The following is a 22,625-nucleotide window of genomic DNA, read 5'->3' as shown; positions in this document are numbered from 1 at the left end:
GCGGAGTGATCTACGCGGACGATCGTCCGTATAGCGGGCGCAACAGGTGGCGCAATTATTGTCCCGGCGTTTCGCGCCTGTCAACGAGCAGTATTCGTGCCCGGAGGTTGACAGCGGTGGTTGGCCGCGAACAGACTTGCGAGCACGGACAAACGTCCGCGAGACGGACGGAGGCAGGAGCATGGCGGATCAGCCGGGTACCGGTGACACGCCGGGACCGCTGGCCGGACTGGTGGTGGCGGACTTCTCCCGAATCCTCGCCGGCCCGTACGCCACGATGCTGTTGGCGGACCTCGGCGCCGACGTGATCAAGGTGGAGGGACCGGCCGGGGACGACACCCGCACCTGGATGCCACCGGTCCGGGACGGGGTGGCCACCTACTACCTCGGGATCAACCGGAACAAGCGGTCGATCACCCTCGACCTGCGGTCACCGGAGGACCTCGCCGTGGCCCGCGCCCTCGCCGCCCGCGCCGACGTGATGATCGAGAACTTCAAGCCCGGCGGCATGCGGCGGTTCGGCCTCGACTACGAGTCGGTGGCGGCGGAGAACCCCGGCATCGTCTACGCCTCGATCAGCGGCTTCGGCACCGGCGCCGGCGCCGCGCTGCCCGGCTACGACCTGATGGTGCAGGCGATCTCCGGACTGATGAGCCTCACCGGCGACCCGGACGGCTCGCCCTACCGGGCCGGCATCTCGGTCTTCGACGTGATGGCCGGGATGCACGCCAACATCGGCATCCTGGCCGCACTGCACCACCGGACGGCCAGCGGTCGCGGTCAGCACGTCGAGGTCAACCTGCTCTCCTCGGCGCTGTCCGGACTGGTCAACCACAGCAGCGGCTACGTCGCCGGCGGGGTGGTGCCGTACCGGATGGGCAACGCCCACCCGAGCCTCTTCCCGTACGAGCCGCTGCCGGTGGCCGACGGGGAACTGATCGTCATCGCCGGCAACGACGGCCAGTTCCGCAAACTCTGCGAGGTGCTGGGGCTGCCGGAACTGGTCGACGACCCCCGGTTCGGGCGCAACCAGGACCGTACCGCCAACCGCGAGGAACTCCGTCCGCTGCTGGTCGAACGGCTGCGTACCCGGACCCGGGACGAGTGGTTCGCCGACCTGATCGCCGCCGGGGTGCCGTGCGCGCCGATCAACACCATCGACCGCGGGGTCGCCTTCGCCGAGCAGGTCGGCCTCGACCCGGTGGTGACGCTGGGGGAGGGGGCCGACGCGGTGCCGATGGTCCGCAACCCGATCACCTTCTCGGCCACCCGTCCCCGGTACGACCTGCCCCCACCGGGGCTCGACGAGCACGGCGAGGAGATCCGCGCGTGGCTGACGAAGAACTGAGCTTCCCCACCTCGATCGGCACCTCCGACGCCGACAGCATCCGGCTGCTCGGCCACGACCTCGCGACCGAGCTGATCGGCCAGGTGGGCTTCGGTGAACTCGCCTTCTGGCTGGTCGCCGGGCGCCGACCCACCCCGGCCCAGGTACGCGTCTTCGAGGCGGTCCTCGTCTCGCTCGCCGACCACGGTTTCACCCCGACCGCGATCGCCGCCCGGGTCACCTACCAGAGCGCGCCCGAGGCGTTGCAGGGGGCGCTCGCCGCCGGACTGCTCGGCGGCGGCTCCCGGTTCCTCGGCGTCACCGAGGACTGCGGCCGGTTCCTCGCCGACACCCTGGCCGGGCTGACCGAGCTGACCGACCTGACCGAGCTGCCGACCGACGACGCCGGCTGGGACACCCTCGCCCTGGCCGCCGTCACCCGGGCCCGGGCCGAACGCCGGCTCGTCCCCGGACTCGGGCACCCGGTGCACAAGGTGCACGATCCGCGTACCCCGGTGCTGATCGCGCTCGCCGAGCGGGAGGGGCTGCGCGGCCCGCACCTGCGGCTCTTCGAGGCGATCGGCCGGGTCCATTCCCGGGTGCTCGGTCGTACCCTGCCGTTGAACGGTGCCGGGGTCTGCGGCGCCGCCCTGGCCGACCTCGGGCTGCCGCCGGAGCTGCTGCGCGGCTTCGCGCTGCTGGCCCGGGCCGCCGGGCTGCTGGGCCACCTGGCCGAGGAGCGCCGCACCGGCATCGGGATGGAGATCTACCGCACCGTCGACCGCAACGCCCGCTACACACCCCCCGACCCCGCCTGAGAGGAGCCGCGATGGCCACCATCGCCGCGGTGATCGCCTCCACCCACCATCCGTTCTACTACCGGGCCAGCACCGCGCAGGGCGAGGACCGGCCGCCCTTCGCGGACGAGTGGGTACGCAAGATCCTGGCCTTCCGGGAGACCCTCACCCGGGCCAACCCCGACGTGCTGGTGATGGTCGGCTCCGACCACTTCCACCAGCTCTGGCTGGACAACATGCCGCAGTTCCTGATCGGCAAGGCCCCGTTCTACGACGCGAACTGGTACAACGAGGAACGCGAGTTCGGGCTGCCCCGGATGCTGCTGCGGGGCCAGGAGGAGCTGTCGGCACACCTGCTGCGCCAGGGGCTGGACGCCGGCTTCGACCTGGCGTTCAGCAACGAGCTGCGGATCGACCACAGCATCACCTGCCCGATCATCACGCTGCGTCCCGAGGCGGACCTGCCGATCGTGCCGATCTACACCAACATCTTCGCGCCGCCGCTGCCGCAGCCGAAACGGTTCGTGCAGCTCGGCCAGACCGTCCGGGAACTGGTCGAGTCCTGGCCGAGCGACCTGCGGGTGGCGATCGTCGGCACCGGCCACCTGTCGCTGGAACTCGGCGGTCCCCGCCAGTTCGGCCCGCACGGCCCGGACCCGGAGTTCGACCGGAAGGCGGTGGAGTGGATCGCCACCGGCGACCTGGAGCGCTGCCTGGCCGAGGTGACCCTGGAGAGCCTGCACTCGCCCGGCAACGCCACCCACGGCTTCATGGACTTCATGCTGATGATGGGGGTGGCCGGGGCGGGCGCCAAGGCGGACCACGTCGACACCCTCGACCTGTTTCACACCATGGAGGCGTACTTCACCTGGTATCCGAACGGGGTGCCGGGCGGGACGGGGGTGGCGTCGTGAGCAGGTACCTGCTGAACAAGTTCCTCTACACCGTGGACCGGGACGCCGAACTCGTCGAGCGGTACCGGGAAGACCCGCGCGGCACCGTCGCCTGGTGGGAGGCCGAACGGGCCAACGCGGTGCTGAACTGCCACACCGGCGAGGCGAGCACCTGGCTGCGCTTCACCGACACCGAGCGGGAGGCGCTGGCCAGCCACGACTACGTCAAGCTCTTCGAGCTGGGCGCGCACCCGTTCCTGACCCTGACCCTCTTCATCGCGATGTTCGAGCGGGACCACCCCGAACCGCTCGCCTTCCAGAAGCAATACGCGGCCCGGCTGGCGCACTTCGCGCTGCCGTACCCGGACATCGCGACCTGAGCCGCGCCACCGCCACCGCCGTTCGGGTCAGTGTCGGGCGGCGGTGGCGGCGTCGGCCACCTCGACCTGCGGCCGGGACTGCCAGCGGGCCCAGTCCGCGCTGATCGCGCTGGCCGCCCGGATGAGCTGGGGCAGATGCTGCTCGACCAGCACCTTGACGCTGGTCTCGGCCGAGTTGACGGTGACGTTCATCGCGGCCCGGACCGCACCCTGGCCGTCCCGGATCGGCACCGCCACCGAGCGGATCCCCGGGGCGAGTTCGTCGTCGGCGAGCGCCCAGCCCCGGGCCCGGACCTCCCGGAGCATGGCGTCCAGCGCGGTACGGCTGTGCCGGACCTTCGGCTGCACCCCGGAGCGGCTGGGCTGGGCCAGCGCCGTGTCGAGCGTCTCCGGGTCGAGCGCGGCGAGCAGCACCTTTCCCTGCGAGGTCACGCTCGCCGGGAACCGGGTGCCGATCTGCACCCGCAGTGCGATGATCTTCGGTACCGCGACCCGGGCCATGTAGACGATGTCCGAGCCGTCGAGCTGGGCCATCGAGCTGGATTCCCCGGTGGCGGCGACCAGGTCCTGCATGTGCGGGCGGGCGATGTCCCAGAGCGAGAGCGCCCCGACGTACGCCATGCCGAGTTCGAGTACCCGCGGGGTGAGTTCGTAGCTGCCGGCCTCGGCGCGGACGTAGCCGAGTTCCTCCAGGGTGAGCAGGAAGCGTCGGGCGGTGGGTCGGGCCAGTCCGGCGGCGGTGGCGACCTCGCTGAGGGTCAGTCGGGGATGGTCGGCATGGAAGACCGTGATGACCTTCAGTCCTCGGGCCAGGGCCTCGATGAAGTCGGGTCCTTCGCCACGCTGTGCCATCGTCCGCCTCTATCCGTCGTCGCCGTCTCGGTGCCATCGCCCGGGTCGCCGGGCCGACCGGCGGGCGAGCGCCCACCAGTTCACCATGCGCCGAACCGGTGCGCCGGACGGTGTCCCCGGCCCGGTCCGGCTCGGACGCGGCGGCGTCGGTGGCTCGCTCGCGCAGCATCTGACCGTCAAGCGAACACCAGTCCGGAGCCAGGTGCAAATGTTTCCACCCTGAGTCTTGACATCTTTCAGGCACCGGCGGAGATTGTGATGTGCGCCGCGTCCGTCCAGCGGACGGGCGTCCGCAAAAGCGGACGCTCAGGGCTCAGTCCTCGGAGGAGCAAGTTATGGCGCCGCCGACCGCAGTCCCAGATCCCGCTCCCACCGGTCACGTCCGGCTCCGCCGGTCCGCCGGCCGCGCTGCCCGGTCGGCCCCCGCCGCCCGGACCGGCCGGCCGTCCGCGCCGGGTTCGGCAGGTGCGGCGTGAACCTCGGGCTGCTGCTGCTCCGGCTGCTCCTCGCGGCGCTGCTCTTCGGGCACGCCAGCCAGAAACTCTTCGGCTGGTTCCGTGGCCAGGGTCCCGCCGGCACCGGCGCCACCTTCCACACCTGGGGCTTCCGGCCCGGCCGGCAGATGGCGCTGCTGGCCGGCGCCGCCGAACTGGTCGGGGCGGCACTTGTCGCGCTCGGCCTGGCCACCCCGCTCGGCGCGGCGATCGTGCTCGGCACCATGGTGGTGGCCGCCTCGGTCAACCTGCCGAACGGGCTCTGGGCGCACCTCGGCGGCTGCGAGGTGGCCGCCGTCTACGGTGCGCTGGCCGTCGTGCTGGCATACACCGGGCCGGGTGCCTGGTCCCTCGACCACCTCGTCGGGCTGGACGGGTTCGCCGGCTACGGCTGGGGCAGCCTCGCCCTGGCCGTCGGGCTGCTCGGCAGCGTACCGCCGTTGCTGCGGCGGCGACGGGCCCTCGCCGCCGGCGACTGACCGCCCCGCCGACCGGACCACACACATCACGGGCGCCGATCCGGCGCCGGCCGGCACCCCGGCCGACAAACGAGGTCGGCGACCCCGGCCGTACCCGCGCCGACCGTTCCCGCGAAGCTACGAAAGGTACCCGACAATGCGCAGGCGCTCCCTCGCCGCCGTCGCCACCGTCCTGGCGCTCGGCGCGGCGGCCACCGGATGCGGCAACGGCTCCGGATCCGGCTCCACCGACGACCCGATCGTGGTCGGCTCGACCCTCTCCCTGACCGGGGCGTTCGCCGCCACCGGTCAGATCCACAAGATCGCCGGTGAGGCGTACGTCGCCCGGCTCAACGCCGCCGGTGGACTGCTCGGCCGCCAGGTCGAGTGGAAGGTCGTCGACGACCAGTCCGACCAGTCCAAGGTCAGCCAGCTCTACGAGCGGCTGATCAGCCAGGACCGGGTCGACCTGGTCATCGGCCCGTACGCCACCCCGAACATCCTCTCCGCGATGGCGGTCGCCCAGCGGCACGGGTACGTGATGCCCCAGCACACCGCCGTACTCGCCCCGCAGCTCACGTACGAGTGCCAGTTCCCGGCCTGGTCGATCGGGCCCACCCCGAACCGGTTCATCCCGACCCAGCTCTTCGACGCGCTGGCCGCCCAGCCCGGGCCGCCGAAGACGGTCGCCGTACTGACCAGCCAGAGTGGATCGGCCGCCTTCGTCTCGGACGGCTACGGCGATGACAAGTCCGGCGCACTGAGCATCGCCCGGGAGCGTGGCCTCGACGTGGTGGTCGACGTGCACTACCCGCCGACGACGACCGACTGGGCGCCGATCGCCACCCAGGTACGCGACGCCGACCCCGACCTGGTGATCAACAACGGGCTCGGGGTGGACGCGGTGAACATCCTCCAGGCGATGGCGCAGCTCAACTACCGGCCGAAGCGGCTGTTCAGCCTCTTCCCGGCGCCCGGACCCCTGCTCGACCTCGGCGAGGTCTCCGAGGGCGTGCTCTCGGTGTCGATGTTCGAGCCGAACAAGCCGACCCTGGACCGGCTCGGTTCGCCGGCCACCGAGATCGTGGACGACTTCACCGCGCGGGCGAAGGCGGCCGGGCTGCCGTACCCGGTCTTCGAGACCCAGGCCGCCGCCTCGTGGAACGCCTGGGAGATCCTGACCGCCGCCGTCCGGGACACCGACGGCACCGACCACCGGAAGATGTGCGACTCGCTGCACGGCAAGGGTGCCGACACCACCTTCAGCGGGCACCTCAGCTTCGACCCGAAGGTGCAGAACTTCTGGCCGACCACCCAGGCCATCAAGCAGATCCAGAAGGGTGACTGGGTGACGGTGTGGCCGGCCGACCGGGCCGCCGCGCCGTTCGCCCCGGCCCGTTCCTGATCGCGCGTCCGGGCCTCGGCGCCCCCGTCCGGGCCCGGACGCGCCCACCCTGACCGCGTCGTCGCACCGTCGGCCGTACCCTCCGGCGGCCCGCCGACCCGACCAGACCGAGGCGATGCCCCGCATGAACGTCATCCAGGCCGCCCTCACCGGAGCGCTGATCGGTGGCCTCTACGCCCTGATGGCCACCGGCCTCTCCGTCACCTGGGGGGTGCTGCGCGTCATCAACCTGGCCCACTTCGGCCTGATCCTGCTCGGCGCGTACCTCACCTTCCAGATCGCCACCTCGTGGCGGCTCGACCCGATCCTCACCCTGGTGGTGACGGTGCCGCTGATGTTCGTGGCCGGCGCCGCGATCCAGTGGCTCTTCGACCGGCTGCGGCTGAGCGAGTTCAACTCGCTGCTGGTCAGCTTCGGCCTGCTGAGCATCACCATCCAGCTGGTCAGCAACGTCTGGAGCGCCGACTTCCAGCGGATGCCGGCCACGGTCAACCCGTACGCCACCGGGTCGGTCGCGCTCGGCCGGCTGGTCTTCCCGGTCACCACCCTGCTGGCGTTCGGCCTCGCCGTGGCGGTGGTGGTCGGCGCACACCTGGTGCTCCGGCGTACCTTCGTCGGCCGGGCGATGCGGGCGATCGCCCAGGACCGGGCGGTCGCCGGTGCCTTCGGGGTCGACCACCGCCGGCTCAGCGTCCTGCTCGGCGGGGTGGTCGGGGCCACCGCCGCGCTGGCCGGGATGGTCTTCGCGCTGGCGAACGCGCTCACCCCGGAGACCGCGTACGAGTGGTTCGGCACCGTTTTCGCGGTGGTGATCCTCGGCGGGATCGGCGAGGTGGTCGGTACCTTCGCCTCCGGCATCCTGGTCGGGGTGCTCTCCGGCGTCGTCTCGACGGTCTGGTCCCCGGCGGCCGCGCCGTTCGTGCTCTTCTCGGCGATCATCCTGGCCCTGCTGCTGCGCCCGCAGGGACTCTTCGCCGCCGGAGGCGTCCGGTGATCCGCCGGGGTGGCGTCGGGCTGCTGGTGGCGTTCCTGGTGCTCGCCGTGCTCGGCGCCTCCGCCGACCGGCTCGGGATCGGGTCGTTCTATCTGGTACTGCTCGGCTCGATCTGCTTCTGGATCGCCCAGGCGACGAGCTGGAACCTGCTCTCCGGCTACAGCGGCTACTTCAGTTTCGGCCAGGCCGCGTACGTCGGGATCGGCGCCTACACCACGGCGGTGCTCAGCGGGCGGCACGGCGTCGACTTCTTCCTCACCCTGCCGATCGCGGCCGTCCTCTCCGGACTGCTCGCCCTCGGGGTCGGCGCGGTGGCGTTCCGGCTGGGCTCGCTGCGGGGTGAGATCTTCGCGCTGCTGACCCTCGCCGTGCCGTTCATCCTGGCCGCGTTCGCCCGGATCAACCGGTCGATCGACGGGGGACAGGGAGCGAACGTCCCGGTGCCCACGCTGCCGGGGCCGGTCAGCTCCTTCCAGCAGTTCCAGTTCCTGCTGGCGCTGCTGGTGGCGACGCTCGCGGTCGCGGTCGCCTACGTCGTCCAGCACACCCGGTCCGGTTCCGCGCTCGCCGCGATCCGGGACGCCGAGGACGTCGCCGAGGTGACCGGGGTGGCGACGTTCCGGTACAAGATGCTGGCGATGCTGCTGAGCGGGGTGCTGGGTGGGGTGGCGGGGAGCGTCTACGCGCTCCAGATCGGCTTCGTCACCGTGGAGAGCGTCTTCGGGCTGACCATCCCGCTCTTCGTGATCGTGATGGGGGTGCTCGGCGGACGGAGTCACTGGCTCGGTCCGGTGATCGGCGCGGTGCTGATCGTGACGCTTCAGGACCGGCTCTCCTCGTACGGCCTGGACGCGTACAACATGATCATTCTGGGTGGCATCCTCGCCTTGCTGGTCGCGCTCGCCCCCGACGGGCTCTACGCGCGGCTGCGGGCCCGCCCGCTGGTCGCCCTCGGCACCCTGGTCGGGGTGAGCGGCGCACTGGCGGTGCTCCAGGTCTGGGGGGAACTGCTGGACTGGCTGGTCGTCGGGATGCTCGCCGCCAGCCTGGTCGCCATCGTGCTCGGCTCGCCCCGGATCTCCGCCCGACTCGGACTACGCCCACCCGGGCGCCGGGCCGAGCCGGCGCCTCCGACCGCTCCGGCCGACGCCAAGGTGGCCGACCCCGGGTCGGTCGACCCTGCTCCGACTGACGTCGCGTCGCCCGAACCCGTTCCGGCGGATGTCGCCGCGACCGGTCCCGCCGCGACCCACCTGCCCACCGTCATGGACACCCGTCGGATTCCGGTCCAGGTCGCCGGGGCGCGAGGGGGCGAGTCCGGCGCGGTACTGGTCGAATGCCGTGGCGTGGCCCGGTACTTCGGCGGGGTGCACGCGCTGGAGGACGTGACCCTGGAGATCCGGGAGGGTGAACTCGTCGGTCTCGTCGGCCCCAACGGCTCCGGCAAGACCACCCTGGTCAACCTGCTCTCCGGGACGATCCGGCCGACCAGGGGCACGATCCGGATCGGCGGGCGGGACACCACCCGGCTGGCGCCGCACCGCATCGCCCACGTCGGGATGGCCCGGACCTACCAGATCCCCCGGCCGTTCGACTCGATGACCGTCCGGGACAACGTGGCGATGGCCATCATGTTCGGGCGTACCCCGATGTCGCTGCACCGGGCCCGGCCGATCGCCGAACGGCATCTGGAGACGGTCGCGCTGGGGCACCTCGCCGACGCGTACCCGAACGGTTTGAACCTGCACCAGCGGCAACTGCTGGAGATGGCCCGGGCGGTCGCCGCCAACCCCCGGGTGCTGCTGCTGGACGAGGCGCTGGCCGGGCTGAACCCGGCCGAGGTGGACAACGCGGTCCAGGTGGTCCGGCGCATCCACGACAGCGGGATCACCATCGTGATCGTCGAGCACCTGCTGCGGGTACTCAACCAGCTCGCGACCCGGCTCGTGGTGCTCGACCGGGGCAGTTGCCTGGCCGACGGCGACCCGCAGACCGTGCTGAACGACCCGGCCGTGGTCCGCGCCTACCTGGGGAGGCAAGCGCATGTCTGAGCCGCTGCTACGGATCCGCGACCTGGAGGTGCGCTACGGCGACGCGCAGGCGCTCTGGGACGTCACGCTGGAGGTGCGCGAGGGGGAGACGGTCTGCGTGGTCGGCCCGAACGGTGCCGGAAAGTCCACTCTGGTCAATGCCGTCGCCGGGATCCATCCGGCGCACCGGGGGCAGATCAGCGTCGGCGGTACCGACATCACCCGGCTGCGGGGCCACCGGGTCTGCACGCATGGGGTGGCGGTCGTCCCGGAGGGACGGCGGATCTTCCCCCGGATGACGGTGCTGGACAACCTGATGCTCGGCGCCTACCGACGGGAGGCCCGCCGGGAACACCGGGGCACCCTGGCCGAGGTCTACGAGATCTTCCCCCGGCTCGCCGAACGCGCCGGCCAGGGCGCCGGCAGCCTGAGCGGGGGAGAGCAGCAGATGCTGGCGATCGGCCGGGCGCTGATGGCCCGGCCGCGCCTGCTGCTGCTCGACGAGCCGTCGCTGGGGCTCGCGCCGGTCCGGGTCGACGAGGTGTACGACGCCATCCTGCGGATCAATGGAGGCGGAGTGAGCGTGCTCGTGGTGGAGCAGGACGTGCAGCGGGCCCTGGACGTGGCGAGTCGGGCGTACCTGCTCGGCGAGGGGCGGGTGGTGTTGACCGGCTCGGCCGACGAGTTGCGGGACAGCGCCGAGGTACGCCGCAGCGTACTGGGGTTGTGAGCGAGGCGGACTATGGCGATAGGACGGAATCGAACAGGCCGCTGACGATAGGGCGGTGATGGCAAGCCACGTTCGTCAGCGACCCCGTACCACCGCCGTGTAGGCTCCTTCCCTTGAACCAGCCGCCACCTCTCGTTCGACCTACCTGTGGAGGCGTAGTCGTTGCGAACGAAAGTGAAGAAAATCGGCGTACTTGATCTCTAGTGCCGCAGGTCAAGAAGTCTGCTCCCCGCGCACGCGGGGATGATCCCCCGCGAGAGCTGCGGCTCGCCGAGCAACAAGCCTGTTCCCCGCGCATGCGGGGATGATCCTGAGAATCGAGGGCTGCCCACGGCTTTCGTTAAGCAGGAGGCGTGGGGTCGGTCAACCATTGGGTGAGGGTGTCGAAGCAAGCGGTGAGTTCGGCGGCATTGCTCATCTCGTAGCGAGTGATGGTGATAGCCCCGGTCGAGATGTCGCCTACCTCTAGGTCGGCTTCGCCGCTGGTCCAGACGATCAACTGGGCCAAATGACGGGCAGTGGTGCATTCGACCCAAGCAGACGATTTGGAGCAGGTGGGCCCGTAATGCAGCTGCCACTGGACTCCGGCTGCTTGCCACTGTGCGCCTCGGGCGGCCACTGCGGTGGTGAAGTCATCAAGGTCCAGTTCCATCATGACGGTGATGCTAGGGCTGCGAGGGGCCGTGGCTGCTAGCGGGCCTTGTCGCTGAGATGGCGAATGGACGTAGCAGTTTTGCGGGCCAGGCATATTAGGGCTGCGTTGTGCGTTTGCCTTCGTCGGTCAGCCCCTGCTCCCCGTACACGCGGGATGATCCCGTGCTCAAGGCCGACCGATGGTCGACGGTCGGCTGATCCCACGCACGCGGGGATGGTGGCCCTGCTCCCGGCACCCATGTCCTGCATGAAGGAGACGTTGACCCGGGCGTTTTGTCTGACCGCTTCCAGTGTCAGCTGTTCGGGTCACCACCGGCAGGTCGCTGACCCACTGGCTCGCTCACTGGCGCCGTGCCAGGTCCGGAGATCTCACCCGGGCCGCCGACCGGTGACCTCTCCGATCCGCTCCAACGCACCTGCTGGAGTACGCCGGTACGCGAGCCAGCCCATCGCCACGAACCAGGCGTGCAGTTCGAGGATGCCGATCCGCTGTACGAGCCCGGCGATGCCCTGCTCGGCCCCGTCGGCGGTCGGCTGGAACGTGGCGAAGAAGGCGACCAGCAGGATCAGCGTCAACGGGCTGCCGAGCCGCAGCCAACTGCCGAACCGCCGCCAGCCGGGTACGCCCCGGAAGTAGTAACCGGCGACGAGGAAGCCGGCGACCGGTGTACCGATGGCGAGGACGAAGCCGAACGTGTGCGGCAGTACGGCCTCCAGGTTGAAGATGCCGCAGACGGCCTGCCCTATCCCGCTGCATCCGAGCAGTACCACCGACCAGCGGCGCAGGGCGGGCCGGCCGGTGGGGACGGCGCGGAACACCGCCACCACCCCGACGAGCAGGATCAGCCCGGTGACGACGAACGCGCTGTTCATGTACGACGCGGTCGCGCCCATGCCGAGCCCGCTGATCGGCTGGCTGACCGGCGAGTAGTCGGTGAACCGGTGGTCGAAGAGGGTGTAGCCGTCGCTCACGACACCGAGGACGAGCCAGGCGAGGGTGAAGAGCGCCGGCCCGACGACGGCGCCCAAGGCGAGCCGTCGAGCGATCGGGTGTCCGGGCTGGACGCTGGGGCGGGTGTCGGAACGGGTGGCAGGAACGACGCGAGGGGAGCTAGTCATAAATTGACTATACATCTTATGACTGGTCCTTAGGTCTGGATAGGCTCGGTGTGTGCCCGAATCACGCCGATCCGTCCTTGCGCTGGCCGTGCTGTCGATGCTCACCGAGGAGCCGATGCACGCGTACCGGATGCAGCAGTTGATCAAAACGCGCCGCAAGGACGACGTGGTGAACGTCAGTCAGCGCAACAGCGTCTACCAGACGATTCAGCGGCTGGTCCGGGACGGGCTCGTCGCCGTCGTCGGGACCGAACGCGCCGAGAATCGGCCGGAGCGCACGACGTACCGGATCACCGATGCCGGCCGGGCGATCCTGGCCGACTGGCTCCGCGCGATGCTCGCCAGCCCGACCGCGGAGTATCCCGAGTTCCCGGCCGCGCTGTCGTTCCTGCCGAACCTCTCCCCGGCCGACGCGGTCGCGGCGCTGACGCTGCGGGTGACCCGGCTGGAGGAGCGGCTCGCCGCCCTGGACCGGGAGATCGCCGAGGTCGCCACCTTCCTGCCCCGACTCTTCGGGATCGAGACGGAATACCGGCGCCAAGTCGTAGACGCGGAACTGCGGTATGTGCGCGACCTGGTGGCCGACCTGCGGGCGGAGCGGATCACCTGGCCGTTCGTCGACGGCGCACCCGGCCGCTTCGGCTGAGCCTCGCGTTTGCCGACCGGGTACCCCTGCCGGCCGCCGCTGCCGCAGCGAATCCGGTCAGGACCGCTGCCGTAGTGAATCCGGTCAGGACCGCTGCCGCAGTGAAACCGGTCAGGATCGGCGGCCCCACTGTCCTCGGTGGATCACCTCGTCGCGGTCGCGGCGGCGTCCGGCGATGGTGGGATTCTGCGGCGGCAGGTCCTCGGCCCGGTAACCGACACAGATGCCACCGATCGGCGAGTACTCGTCGGGGATGCCGAACTCGGCCTTGAACGCGGCCGTGTGCGCGGGAACCTCCACCACCGGGTCGAAGTCGTCGCCGGCCATCGGCATGATGCCGAAGAAGCAGGCGCCCAGCCCCTCGTCGACGGCGGTCAGCAGCATCATCAGCGTGGCCATGCCGGTGTCGACGTACCAGTACGGTGCCGGCCAGCGGGCCTCGGAGCGGTCGGTCCAGCCCTTGTCGGCCTCGGCGTACCGGGCCAGGTACGCGGCCTTGTGCGCCAGCGGCACCACGACGAGCGGCGCGTCCTGCATGGTCGGGGTCTGCGCGACGCGGGTCGGGACGAAGGGCCAGAACCTGGCCCGGTCGGCCGGGTCGGTGAGCGCGAGGAAGGCCCAGCCCTGCGAGAAGCCGGCCGACGGTGCCCGCAACGCACTGGCCAGGATCCTGTCGACGACGTCGGGACTGAGCGGCCGGTCGGCATAGTGGCGCACCATCCGGCGGCGGCGGATCACCTCGGCGAACTCCATGGGGACAGATCCTGCCACCGTCGAGCCGTCAGGCCGAGTTGACCTGCGCCGAGTACGGGCCGGTGGTGTCGGAGGGCTCCCGGCTGTCGCGGAGTGACAGTCGGCGGGCCAGGATCGTGGCGCCGCCGAGCGCGGCCAGCACGATGGCGATCTCGGTGACCACGACCTCTGGTGCGGTGCTGTAATCCGTCGACCAGGCGAACGCCATGGTGAGCGGCGTGACGAGGATGCCGGCGACCGGGAGCAGCAGCCCCATCAACCGGGACGTCCTCCTGATCCGCGGCACCTCGGGCAGCCAGAGCCGGACCGCGACGACCGCGCCGGTCACCACGACAGCGGCCGGCACGCCGTAGTAGACGACGACGGCGAGCTGGATCGGTATCTCGATCGAGCGGGGGATGTCCACCGCGCGTACGAACATCGGATACAGCAGGGCCAGCGCGGCGTAGCCGAGCACGGCGCCGAGCACCGCACCGGTCAGCGCGGTGCCGAGCAGCGGGCCGTAGTGCCGGCGTACCCGTTGGACCCCGGCCTCGTCGGCGAGTCGGCGGGCGAATCCGGTCACGTCGCCACCGAGCAACTGTGCCGGGTCGCCGCCGTCGGCGGCCGCGGCCTCCAGGTCTAGGCGCAGGTCGGCGGCGAGTGCCGCCCGGTCGGCCCGGCCGACCCCGTAGGCCCGCCAGGCCCGCTCGGCTTCCGCCATGACGCTGTCGATGGTGTCCACGGTCAACTCCTGCTGGGGTCGTGGTCGGGTGGGCCGAGGAGGGCGCCGACGGTGTCGGCGAAGTGGTTCCACTGTTTCTGCCAGGCATCCAGGTGTGCCCGGCCGAGGTCGGTCAGCGCGTAGACCTTCCGGGGCGGGCCGTTCGGGCTCGCCTGCTGCTCGTCGGCGACCAGGCCCAGCCGACGCATCCGGGTCAGCAGCGGATAGATGGTGCCGTAGCTGATCACGCCGAAGTCGGCGGTCTCCATCCGGCGGACCAGTTCGTAGCCGTGGGCCGGCTGCCGGGCCAGGAGTGCCAGCAGGCACATGTCGAGCACGCCGCGCAGCAGCTGGGTGTGCCGGTCGTTGTCGTCGGTCGGCTGGTGCTCCGCCGCTATCATGCGGAACATAATACCAAGTATTTGGTCGCCCGATATACCGAAGCCATGACGAAAGCCGTGACGAAGAAGGCGGCCGCGACCCGCCCCGGCCCGCGAGCGGGGCCGAGCTGGGAAGGGGTACGGGGTGAGCGGGCTATCCGGCCCGGCGGCGCAGCAGATAGGTGTCCATGATCCAGCCCTTGCGTTCCCGGGCGGCCCGGCGTACCTCGACGATCTCCGGACCGACCTCGGCGAGCGGGCCGGCGACCAGAATCTCGTCGGCGGTACCGAGGTAGGCGCCCCAGTAGATCTGCACGTCGGGCTCCTCCACCCGCAGGAACGTGCAGTGCGCGTCGAGCATCACCACCAGGTCGTCCACCCCGGCCGGCCAACCCTGGGCCAGCAGCCGGCCGGTGGTGACCTGGAACGGCCGCCCGACCCGGTTCAGCCCGATCCGGTGCCGGGCGGCCAACGTCGACACGCTGCTCACCCCCGGGATCACCGCGTAGTCGAACTCGACCGACCCGTCCGTCAGCATCTCCTCGATGACCCCGAGCGTGCTGTCGTAGAGCGCCGGATCGCCCCAGACCAGGAAGGCGCCGCAGCCGTCGACCGGTACCTCGTCACGGACCAACGATCGCAACAGCTCGGCCCGGCGGCGGCGCCACTCGTCCACCGCGTCCACATAGTCCGGTGCGCTCCGGTCCCGGTCCGGGTCGCGTACCTCCACCACCCGGTGCCCCGGTTTCGTCGGGTGCCGGCGCAGGATCTCCTGCCGCAGCCCGAGCAGATCCTGCTTGACGGCGCCCTTGTCCAGGACGAAGAAGACGTCGACCCCGGCGATCGCCTCGACCGCCTCCAGGGTCAACTGCGCGGGATCGCCCGCCCCGATGCCGATGACCAGGATCTTCCGCACGACCGGCCGCCCCCTAGCGCTTCGCCGAGCGGTCACGGCCGGCGGAGTAGAGGTAGGAGTCCGGGAAACCCTCGGCGGCGAGTACCCGGCCCACCACGATCACGGCGGTCCGGCGTACTGCGGCCTGCTCGACCTGGTCGGCGATGTCGGCGAGGGTACCGCGCAGCACCAGCTCGTCGGGGCGGCTGGCCCGGGCCACCACCGCGACCGGACAGTCCGCGCCGTAGTGCGGGACGAGCTGCTCGACAAGGTGACGGGTCCGGCCGACCGCCAGGTGCAGCACCAGGGTCGCCCGGCTGGCGCCGAGCACCGCGAGATCCTCGGTCTCCGGCATCACCGTCGACCGGGCGCGGGCCCGGGTCAGGATGACCGTCTGACCGACCGTCGGCACGGTCAGCTCCCGGCCCAGCGTCGCGGCGGCGGCGGCGAAGGCCGGCACCCCGGGCACGATCTCGTACGGTACGCCCGCCTCGTCGAGCCGGCGCAACTGCTCGGCCACGGCACTGTAGATCGACGGGTCGCCGGAGCAGAGCCGGGCCACCTCGTGGCCGGCCCGATGCGCGTCCACCATCCGGGCCACGATCTCGTCCAGGGTGAGGTCGGCGGTGTCCACCAACTCCGCGTCCGGCGGGCACGACTCCAGCAGCTCGGCCGGGACCAGGCTGCCGGCGTAGAGGCAGACCTGGGCGCGGGCCAGCGCCCGCTGACCGCGTACGGTGATCAGGTCGGCGGCGCCCGGTCCGGCGCCGATGAAGGTCACCGGCACGGCTTGACCACCGCCCACTGCACCAGGGCCCGGGCCGGCTTCCACGCGGTGAAGCCGCCCAGCGGTGCGGCCCGCTCCACGCCGAGCCGGGTCAGGTCGCCGCCGAGGCGATCGGCACGGATGGTCAACTCGCGTTCCCCCTCGATCGTCACCGCGTGCGCGACCAGCCGGCCACCCGGGGCCAGCGCCGCCCAGCACGCGTCCAGGACACCGTCGGCGGCCAGCCCGCCGCCGACGAAGACCGCCGCCGGGGTGGGCAGCCCGGCCAGCACCGCCGGAGCCCGGCCGACCACCACCGCCAGCTCCGGCACCCCGAGCGCCGAGGCGTTGCCGACGATCCGCTCGGCCCGGTCCGCCCGCGCCTCGACCGCCACCGCCCGGGCGTTCGGCTCGGCCCGCAGCCACTCGATGCCGATGCTGCCCGAACCCGCGCCGACGTCCCAGAGCAGCTCGTCGGGGGCCGGGGCGAGCCGGGCCAGCGCCAGCGCCCTCGCCTCCCGCTTGGTCAGCGCGCCGTCGTGCGCGTACGCCTCGTCGGGCAGCCCGGGCACCGTCGACCGGAGTACGGCGTCCGGCCCGGCCGTGGCGTGCACCGCCACCACGTTCAACGGATCACCCGGCGGATGCGACCACTCCTCGGCCGTCCCGTCGAGCCGACGCTCCCGACCGCCGCCGTCGAGCTGCGGCTCCCACCCGCCGCCGTCGAGCTGCGGCTCCCGCCCGGCGCCGTCGAGCTGCGGCTTCCGCCCGGTGCCGAGGGACGAGAGCACGACCAGCCGGCTCGCCCCGTAGCCGGCGTCGGTGAGCAGGGCGGCCAGGGCCGACGGGGTGGACGCGTCCGCGCTGAGTACCAGGATCCGCCGGCCGGGGGCGAGCACCCGGCGTACCCGGGCCAGGTCGCGGCCGACCGCGCTGACCACGGCGACCCGCTCGACCGGCCAGCCGAGCCGGGCACAGGCCAGGCTGATCGACGACGGGTGCGGCAGTACCTGCACCCGCTCCGGGCCGACCAGTTCGACGATCCGCACCCCGATCCCGAACCACATCGGATCGCCGCTGGCGAGGACGGCGAGCCGGCGGCCGGCGTACCCGTCGAGCAGGCCGGGCAGCGCCGGCAGCAGTGGGCTCGGCCAGCTCACCCGCTCGGCCGGCAGCTCCGCCGGGAGCAGGTCGAGCTGCCGGCGTCCGCCGAGCACGACCTCGGCGTCTTGTAACGCCCGCCGGCCGGCGTCGCCGAGCCCGGCCCAGCCGTCCGCGCCGATGCCGACCACGGTCAGCCCAGCTCTGGCACTCGTCGCGGTCACGAGCCGGAACGTTAGCCGACCCGCCGCCGCCGATGCCCCGCCGGGTGAGCCGGGTCATCGTCGGCCCCGCCGGCCCGCCGGTGCCGTGGACCACCGCGATCCGAGCTGCGCCACCGCCGACGGTGCCCGGTCGGCCGGGCTGTGTCATCATCGGCGGCGACGGCGCGGCGAGGAACACCGGTGGGTCGGTCCGACAGGGCCGGCGACTCCGGGGCGGTCCCGCCACTGTGACCGGCCGACGGCCGGGAGCCAGACACTCCGCCCCCGTCCCGGGTCGGCCCTCCGGGCGGCCCGGTACCGGACCGGTCGCGGGCGTGGACACCCGCGAGGCAGGAGGTTGGCCCCGTGCGGTCGTACCCGTTCTCCGCCGTCGTCGGAATGGACGACATGGCCCTCGCCCTCACCCTCAGCGCCGTCTCACCGGCCATCGGCGGGGTGCTGATCCGGGGCGAGAAGGGGACCGCGAAGTCCACCATCGTCCGGGCGCTGACCGCACTGCTGCCACCGGTGACCGTCGTCACCGGCTGCCGGTTCTCCTGCGATCCGGCCGCACCGGACCCGGACTGCCCGGACGGGCCGCACGATCCGGCGGCACCGTCGGCGACCCGGCCGGCCCGGCTGGTCGAGCTGCCGGTCGGCGCCACCGAGGACCGGGTACTCGGCGCCCTGCACCTGGAACGGGCGCTGCGCGACGGCGTCACCGCGTACGAGCCGGGGCTGCTCGCCTCGGCGCATCGGGGACTGCTCTACGTCGACGAGGTCAACCTGCTGCACGACCACCTGGTCGACGTGTTGCTGGACGCGGCGGCGATGGGTCGGGCCACCGTGGAACGGGAGGGCGTCTCGGTCGCCCACGCCGCCCGGTTCGTGCTGGTCGGCACGATGAACCCGGAGGAGGGGGAACTCCGCCCGCAACTGCTGGACCGGTTCGGCCTGACCGTCGAGGTGGCCGCCAGCCGGGACCCGGCGGTACGGGCCGAGGTGACCCGGCGGCGACTCGGCTACGAGGCGGACCCGGACGGGTTCGCCGGCCGGTACGCGGCGGCGGACGCCGAGCGCGCCGCCCGGATCGCCCGAGCCCGTCGACTCCTCCCCGAGGTGCAACTCGACGACGACACCCTGTACCGGATCGCGACGGTCTGCGCCTCGTTCGAGGTGGACGGGATGCGCGCCGACCTGGTGACCGCGCGGACCGCGATGGTGCACGCCGCGTGGTGTGGGCGTACCACGGTCACCGGGGTCGACATCCGCGCCGCCGCCCGGCTGGCGCTGCCGCACCGGCGTCGGCGGGACCCGTTCGACCCGCCCGGCATCGAACAGGAGCGGCTCGACCAGGCGCTCGCCGACGCGGGACTCGACCAGCCGGCCGAGCCGCCTCCGGACGGTGGTCCGCCGCCGCAGGGCCCCGGGCCGGACGAGCCCGATCCGGGTGGGCCGGGCGGTGCGCCGCCACCCGACGACGGCCTGGCGCCGGGGAGCCCGCCGGGCACCGGTCCCGTCCCGCAGGTCGACGCCGGGCCGGACGGCACGACCGACGGCATGGGAGCCGAGCGGCCGGACCGGGTGCAGGTGCCGGCCGCGCCGCACGGCTCGGCGGCACCGGACGGCTCGGCGGATCCGGACAGGCCGGCGGGCGAGGGGTCGGGGGGCAGCCGGACACTCGCCGCCGGGCGGCCGTACCGGGCCCGGCTGCTGGTCGTACCCGGCGTCGGGGCGGGCGTCGCCGGGCGCCGCTCACCGGCGGTCACCACCGTCGGGCAGACGATCCGGACCACGCCGGCCGGGGCGGCTGCCGGCAACCGGCCACACCTGGTCGCCACGCTCTGGGCGGCAGCCCCACACCAGCGGATGCGCGGCCGGCGCGGCCCGGGGCTGGAACTGCGGCCGCAGGACCTCCGAATGCCGGTACGACAGGGCCGGGAGGGGAACCTGATCCTCTTCTGCGTCGACGCCTCCGGCTCGATGGCGGCACGGCAGCGGATGCGCGAGGTGAAGACCGCCGTACTCTCGCTGCTGCTCGACGCCTACCAGCGGCGGGACAAGGTGGGTCTGGTCACCTTCCGGGGCAACGCCGCCGAACTCGCGCTGCCACCGACCTCCAGTGTGGACGTCGCCGCCACCCGGCTGGCCGGGCTGCCGACCGGTGGCCGTACCCCGCTGGCCGAGGGACTGCTCCGGGCCGGTGCGGTGCTGCGGGTGGAACGGATCCGGGACCCGCGCCGCCGCCCGCTGCTGGTGCTGCTGACCGACGGTCGGGCCACCGCCGGCCCGGACGCGGTGACCCGCTCCCGGTACGCCGCCCGGCTGCTCGCCGGCAGCGGTGTCCGCTCGGTGGTGGTCGACTGCGAGGCGGGACGGATCCGGCTCGGCCTGGCCGTAGAACTCGCCGACGCACTCGGTGCCGAACACCTGCCGCTGGAGCGGGTCGCCGCCGCCACCCTGACCGGTGCGGTACGCGATCGCACCGGTACGCGTACCCGAAACGACCATGCCCGCGACGCCTCCGGCGGCGTCGGGAGCCGGTGGGGGAGGGCCGCCTGATGCCGCAGGGACAACCGGAGACGGTACCCGTCGACGGGCTGACCACCCGGCAGCGCCGCAACCGCCCACTGCTGATGGTGCACACCGGCCCGATGAAGGGTAAGTCGACGGCCGCCTTCGGGCTGGCCATGCGGGGCTGGCACCAGGGCTGGTCGATCGCGGTCTTCCAGTTCGTCAAGTCGGCCCGCTGGCGGGTCGGCGAGGAGTCCGCGCTGCTCGCGCTCGGCCGGCTGCACGAGCAGACCGGCGAGGGCGGCCCGATCGAGTGGCACAAGATGGGCGCCGGCTGGAGTTGGAGCCGCCGGCCGGGCAGCGAGGCCGACCATGCCGCCGACGCCCTGGAGGGCTGGCGGGAGATCCGGCGCCGGATCGCCGAGGAACGGCACCAGCTCTACGTGCTCGACGAGTTCACCTATCCGATGAAGTGGGGCTGGGTGGACGTGACCGAGGTGGTCGACACCCTGCGGAACCGCCCCGGCCACCAGCACGTCGTCGTCACCGGCCGGGACGCCGACCCCCGACTGGTCGAGGCCGCCGACCTGGTGGCCGAGATGACCAAGGTGAAGCATCCGATGGACACCGGCCAGAAGGGACAGCGGGGGATCGAGTGGTGACCCGGCTGCCCCGGGTGGTGATCGCCGCGCCCGCCTCCGGGCAGGGCAAGACGACGGTGGCGACCGGACTGATGGCGGCGCTGCGAGCCCGGGGCCTGACGGTCAGCGGGCACAAGGTCGGCCCCGACTACATCGACCCCGGCTACCACGCGGTGGCGACCGGCCGGCCGGGCCGCAACCTCGACCCGCACCTCCAGGGCGAGGAGCGGATCGTCCCGCTGCTGCGGCACGGCGCGAACGTGCCGGCGCCGGCCGACATCGCGGTGATCGAGGGCGTGATGGGGCTGCACGACGGCGCCATCGGCCGGGAGGGCTTCGCCTCCACCGCGCACGTCGCCCGGCTGACCCGCAGCCCGGTGCTGCTGGTGGTCGACGTCTCCGGCGCCTCCCGCAGCATCGGCGCGCTGGTGCACGGCTTCGCCGGCTACGACCCCGAACTGACCATCGCCGGGGTGATCCTGAACAAGGTCGGTTCGGAGACGCACGAGGCGGAGGTGCGGCAGGCGGTCGCCCGGACCGGCGTACCGGTGCTCGGGGCGCTGCGCCGGGACGCGTCCCTGGACACCCCGAGCCGGCACCTCGGACTCGTACCCGCCGCCGAGCGCGGGGCGGCGGCCCGGCGTACCGTCGACGCGCTCGGCGGGCAGCTCGCCCGGGCGGTGGACCTGGACGCCGTGCTCGCCGTCGCCCGGCATGCACCGGAGCTGCCGGCCGGGCAGTGGCGACCCGCCGAGGAGGTGCCCCGGCTGCCCCCGGTGACGGTCGCGGTCGCCGGTGGTTCGGCGTTCACCTTCCGGTACGCCGAGACCGACGAACTCCTGGCGGCTGCCGGCCTCCGGGTCGTACCCGTCGATCCGCTCCGCGACGAGGAGTTGCCGCCGGAGTGCGCGGGTCTCTACCTCGGCGGCGGTTTCCCCGAGGTCTACGCGGCGGAACTCTCCGCCAACGCGCGACTGCGTGACGCGGTCGGCCGGGCGGCCCGGGGCGGGATGCCGGTGGTGGCCGAGTGCGCCGGGCTGCTCTACCTCTGCCGGGACCTCGACGGCCACCCGATGACCGGCGTGCTGGACGCCTCGGCCCGGATGACCGGCCGGCTCACCCTCGGCTACCGGGAGGCGGTCGCGGCCGGTTCCAGCCTGCTCGCCGAGCCGGGGACGGTGGTGACCGGGCCGGAGACCGTAGTGACCGGGCATGAGTTCCACCGCACCCGGGTCGAATACGGTGGCGATCGGGTGCCGGCCTGGCGGTTCCGGCCCCGGCCCTCCCGCCCGCACGGGCTCGACGCGACGGTCGAGGAGGGTGTGGTCGACGGCAACCTGCACGCCTCCTACCTGCACGTGCACTGGGCCGGGCATCCGGCACTGGCCGCCCGGTTCGTCACGGCGGCGGCCCGGTACGCCGGAGTGCCAGCTCCGGCTATCAGGAATTGTTGATCAGCGGACTTTTGTCTGACACTCTCTATCGTCAATCTCCTTTTCGGTGGCCGCCTTGTAGTGTGCGACACGTGGGATCGCACCGGATTAAAGGGGATACGCCCTCCGCTGTCGACGTGTTTGCCGTTGAATCGTCGGGGAGGTCCACCATGGTTGATCTGACCGGCGCCCGGTGGCGCAAGAGCGCCCGCAGCGGAAGCAACGGGGGCGAGTGCGTCGAGGTCGCCGACAACCTGGCCGGCGTGGTCGCCGTACGCGACAGCAAGGACCAGGCCGGACCGGCCCTGACCTTTCCGGCGTACGCCTGGTCCGCCTTCGTCGCCGGAGTCAAGGCCGCCACCATCCTGCCCTGACCAGCCCGCTCCAACCGACGCCCTCGGTCTTCGACGCGGCTGACCGCCGTCGTGTCGCATCGCTGAGCCCGAGTATGGTCGTA

The 22,625-nt window shown here is 72.3% G+C and carries 23 protein-coding genes and 1 riboswitch; of the genes, 14 read left to right on the top strand and 9 right to left on the bottom strand.

What is annotated here, in order from left to right; all coding sequences use genetic code 11:
* The first annotated feature begins 181 nt into the window (after positions 1–181).
* The 4 genes from C6361_RS08460 to C6361_RS08445 are packed head-to-tail and all read left to right on the top strand — an operon-like array spanning position 182 to position 3,397.
* Positions 182–1,348: a CaiB/BaiF CoA-transferase family protein gene (locus C6361_RS08460; protein ID WP_107256953.1), complete on the top strand. Its 1,167-nt coding sequence runs from the start codon at positions 182–184 to the stop codon at positions 1,346–1,348.
* A complete protein-coding gene (locus C6361_RS08455; protein ID WP_107267380.1) occupies positions 1,330–2,145 on the top strand; it encodes a citryl-CoA lyase in 816 nt (271 codons plus the stop codon). Before C6361_RS08460 ends, C6361_RS08455 begins: the two co-directional genes overlap by 19 nt.
* A gap of 11 nt (positions 2,146–2,156) precedes the next feature.
* On the top strand, positions 2,157–3,038 hold the full coding sequence (locus tag C6361_RS08450) for an extradiol ring-cleavage dioxygenase (RefSeq protein ID WP_107256950.1): 882 nt from the start codon (positions 2,157–2,159) through the stop codon (positions 3,036–3,038).
* Positions 3,035–3,397: a hypothetical protein gene (locus C6361_RS08445; RefSeq protein ID WP_107267379.1), complete on the top strand. Its 363-nt coding sequence runs from the start codon at positions 3,035–3,037 to the stop codon at positions 3,395–3,397. The genes C6361_RS08450 and C6361_RS08445 overlap by 4 nt, the downstream gene beginning before the upstream one ends.
* Positions 3,398–3,424: 27 nt before the next feature.
* On the opposite strand, the gene C6361_RS08440 is transcribed toward C6361_RS08445, so the two are convergent.
* Positions 3,425–4,249, bottom strand: a complete 825-nt coding sequence (locus tag C6361_RS08440) for an IclR family transcriptional regulator C-terminal domain-containing protein (protein ID WP_107256946.1) — start codon at positions 4,247–4,249, stop codon at positions 3,425–3,427.
* Positions 4,250–4,721: 472 nt separating this feature from the next.
* Here C6361_RS08440 and C6361_RS08435 point away from each other — a divergent pair, with 472 nt between their 5' ends.
* The 5 genes from C6361_RS08435 (at position 4,722) to C6361_RS08415 (ending at position 10,360) form a co-directional block, all read left to right on the top strand.
* Positions 4,722–5,222 carry a DoxX family protein gene (locus tag C6361_RS08435; protein ID WP_107267378.1) on the top strand — a complete coding sequence of 167 codons (501 nt, stop codon included), beginning with the start codon at positions 4,722–4,724 and terminating at the stop codon, positions 5,220–5,222.
* Positions 5,223–5,358: 136 nt separating this feature from the next.
* A complete protein-coding gene (locus C6361_RS08430; protein WP_107267377.1) occupies positions 5,359–6,606 on the top strand; it encodes an amino acid ABC transporter substrate-binding protein in 1,248 nt (415 codons plus the stop codon).
* 124 nt (positions 6,607–6,730) lie between these two features.
* Entirely contained in the window at positions 6,731–7,600 is an 870-nt protein-coding gene (locus tag C6361_RS08425; RefSeq protein WP_159079245.1) for a branched-chain amino acid ABC transporter permease, read from the top strand.
* Positions 7,597–9,651, top strand: a complete 2,055-nt coding sequence (locus tag C6361_RS08420) for an ATP-binding cassette domain-containing protein (RefSeq protein ID WP_159079244.1) — start codon at positions 7,597–7,599, stop codon at positions 9,649–9,651. Before C6361_RS08425 ends, C6361_RS08420 begins: the two co-directional genes overlap by 4 nt.
* Positions 9,644–10,360: an ABC transporter ATP-binding protein gene (locus tag C6361_RS08415; protein WP_107267375.1), complete on the top strand. Its 717-nt coding sequence runs from the start codon at positions 9,644–9,646 to the stop codon at positions 10,358–10,360. The genes C6361_RS08420 and C6361_RS08415 overlap by 8 nt, the downstream gene beginning before the upstream one ends.
* 340 nt (positions 10,361–10,700) lie before the next feature.
* Here the strand turns inward: C6361_RS08415 and C6361_RS08410 are convergent, their stop codons facing one another.
* Both C6361_RS08410 and C6361_RS08405 read right to left on the bottom strand, forming a co-directional pair.
* Positions 10,701–11,015 carry a hypothetical protein gene (locus tag C6361_RS08410; RefSeq protein WP_369931369.1) on the bottom strand — a complete coding sequence of 105 codons (315 nt, stop codon included), beginning with the start codon at positions 11,013–11,015 and terminating at the stop codon, positions 10,701–10,703.
* A 368-nt stretch (positions 11,016–11,383) separates the two neighbouring features.
* A complete protein-coding gene (locus tag C6361_RS08405; RefSeq protein WP_159079243.1) occupies positions 11,384–12,133 on the bottom strand; it encodes a DUF998 domain-containing protein in 750 nt (249 codons plus the stop codon).
* Positions 12,134–12,185: 52 nt separating this feature from the next.
* Between C6361_RS08405 and C6361_RS08400 the strand changes: the two genes are divergently transcribed.
* A complete protein-coding gene (locus C6361_RS08400; protein ID WP_234359407.1) occupies positions 12,186–12,779 on the top strand; it encodes a PadR family transcriptional regulator in 594 nt (197 codons plus the stop codon).
* 111 nt (positions 12,780–12,890) lie between these two features.
* Here C6361_RS08400 and C6361_RS08395 read toward each other — a convergent pair whose 3' ends face one another.
* From C6361_RS08395 to cbiE, 6 genes are all read right to left on the bottom strand, one after another.
* On the bottom strand, positions 12,891–13,532 hold the full coding sequence (locus C6361_RS08395) for a nitroreductase family protein (protein WP_107267373.1): 642 nt from the start codon (positions 13,530–13,532) through the stop codon (positions 12,891–12,893).
* A 28-nt stretch (positions 13,533–13,560) separates the two neighbouring features.
* Positions 13,561–14,256, bottom strand: a complete 696-nt coding sequence (locus C6361_RS08390; protein WP_107267372.1) for a hypothetical protein — start codon at positions 14,254–14,256, stop codon at positions 13,561–13,563.
* Positions 14,257–14,258: 2 nt separating this feature from the next.
* A complete protein-coding gene (locus C6361_RS08385) occupies positions 14,259–14,645 on the bottom strand; it encodes a PadR family transcriptional regulator (protein WP_234359406.1) in 387 nt (128 codons plus the stop codon).
* A gap of 124 nt (positions 14,646–14,769) precedes the next feature.
* Positions 14,770–15,531: a precorrin-6A synthase (deacetylating) gene (cobF, locus tag C6361_RS08380; protein ID WP_107267371.1), complete on the bottom strand. Its 762-nt coding sequence runs from the start codon at positions 15,529–15,531 to the stop codon at positions 14,770–14,772.
* A gap of 13 nt (positions 15,532–15,544) precedes the next feature.
* Positions 15,545–16,291, bottom strand: a complete 747-nt coding sequence (gene cobM, locus C6361_RS08375; protein WP_234359405.1) for a precorrin-4 C(11)-methyltransferase — start codon at positions 16,289–16,291, stop codon at positions 15,545–15,547.
* Positions 16,288–17,601, bottom strand: coding sequence for a precorrin-6y C5,15-methyltransferase (decarboxylating) subunit CbiE (gene cbiE, locus C6361_RS08370; protein ID WP_107267369.1), 1,314 nt, complete (start codon positions 17,599–17,601; stop codon positions 16,288–16,290). Before cbiE ends, cobM begins: the two co-directional genes overlap by 4 nt.
* Before the next feature lie 169 nt (positions 17,602–17,770).
* Positions 17,771–17,860: riboswitch (cobalamin riboswitch) on the top strand.
* 119 nt (positions 17,861–17,979) lie between these two features.
* Here cbiE and C6361_RS08365 point away from each other — a divergent pair.
* From C6361_RS08365 to C6361_RS08350, 4 genes are all read left to right on the top strand, one after another.
* A complete protein-coding gene (locus C6361_RS08365; RefSeq protein WP_199853456.1) occupies positions 17,980–20,142 on the top strand; it encodes a magnesium chelatase subunit D family protein in 2,163 nt (720 codons plus the stop codon).
* Positions 20,142–20,756, top strand: a complete 615-nt coding sequence (gene cobO / locus C6361_RS08360) for a cob(I)yrinic acid a,c-diamide adenosyltransferase (RefSeq protein ID WP_107270821.1) — start codon at positions 20,142–20,144, stop codon at positions 20,754–20,756. The genes C6361_RS08365 and cobO overlap by 1 nt, the downstream gene beginning before the upstream one ends.
* On the top strand, positions 20,753–22,189 hold the full coding sequence (locus tag C6361_RS08355; RefSeq protein ID WP_199853295.1) for a cobyrinate a,c-diamide synthase: 1,437 nt from the start codon (positions 20,753–20,755) through the stop codon (positions 22,187–22,189). The genes cobO and C6361_RS08355 overlap by 4 nt, the downstream gene beginning before the upstream one ends.
* A gap of 149 nt (positions 22,190–22,338) precedes the next feature.
* Positions 22,339–22,542, top strand: coding sequence for a DUF397 domain-containing protein (locus C6361_RS08350; RefSeq protein ID WP_107267366.1), 204 nt, complete (start codon positions 22,339–22,341; stop codon positions 22,540–22,542).
* Positions 22,543–22,625: the final 83 nt, after the last annotated feature.

Origin of the sequence: Plantactinospora sp. BC1 (genome assembly GCF_003030345.1) — a bacterium.
In the GTDB taxonomy this organism is placed as follows: domain Bacteria; phylum Actinomycetota; class Actinomycetes; order Mycobacteriales; family Micromonosporaceae; genus Plantactinospora.
Note: the sequence above shows the minus strand (reverse complement) of the source record. Positions and strands in the feature narration are given on the sequence as shown.

Excerpts from the sequence above, each read along its gene's own strand:
- C6361_RS08450 (WP_107256950.1), top strand. The coding sequence starts at position 2,157 with ATGGCCACCATCGCCGCGGTGATCGCCTCCACCCACCATCCGTTCTAC.
- C6361_RS08350 (WP_107267366.1), top strand. The coding sequence starts at position 22,339 with ATGGTTGATCTGACCGGCGCCCGGTGGCGCAAGAGCGCCCGCAGCGGA.
- C6361_RS08395 (WP_107267373.1), bottom strand. The coding sequence starts at position 13,532 with ATGGAGTTCGCCGAGGTGATCCGCCGCCGCCGGATGGTGCGCCACTAT.
- C6361_RS08365 (WP_199853456.1), top strand. The coding sequence starts at position 17,980 with ATGGACGACATGGCCCTCGCCCTCACCCTCAGCGCCGTCTCACCGGCC.
- C6361_RS08440 (WP_107256946.1), bottom strand. The coding sequence starts at position 4,249 with ATGGCACAGCGTGGCGAAGGACCCGACTTCATCGAGGCCCTGGCCCGA.
- C6361_RS08385 (WP_234359406.1), bottom strand. The coding sequence starts at position 14,645 with ATGTTCCGCATGATAGCGGCGGAGCACCAGCCGACCGACGACAACGAC.
- C6361_RS08460 (WP_107256953.1), top strand. The coding sequence starts at position 182 with ATGGCGGATCAGCCGGGTACCGGTGACACGCCGGGACCGCTGGCCGGA.
- C6361_RS08425 (WP_159079245.1), top strand. The coding sequence starts at position 6,731 with ATGAACGTCATCCAGGCCGCCCTCACCGGAGCGCTGATCGGTGGCCTC.
- C6361_RS08430 (WP_107267377.1), top strand. The coding sequence starts at position 5,359 with ATGCGCAGGCGCTCCCTCGCCGCCGTCGCCACCGTCCTGGCGCTCGGC.
- C6361_RS08415 (WP_107267375.1), top strand. The coding sequence starts at position 9,644 with ATGTCTGAGCCGCTGCTACGGATCCGCGACCTGGAGGTGCGCTACGGC.
- C6361_RS08405 (WP_159079243.1), bottom strand. The coding sequence starts at position 12,133 with ATGACTAGCTCCCCTCGCGTCGTTCCTGCCACCCGTTCCGACACCCGC.
- cobO (WP_107270821.1), top strand. The coding sequence starts at position 20,142 with ATGCCGCAGGGACAACCGGAGACGGTACCCGTCGACGGGCTGACCACC.
- C6361_RS08410 (WP_369931369.1), bottom strand. The coding sequence starts at position 11,015 with ATGATGGAACTGGACCTTGATGACTTCACCACCGCAGTGGCCGCCCGA.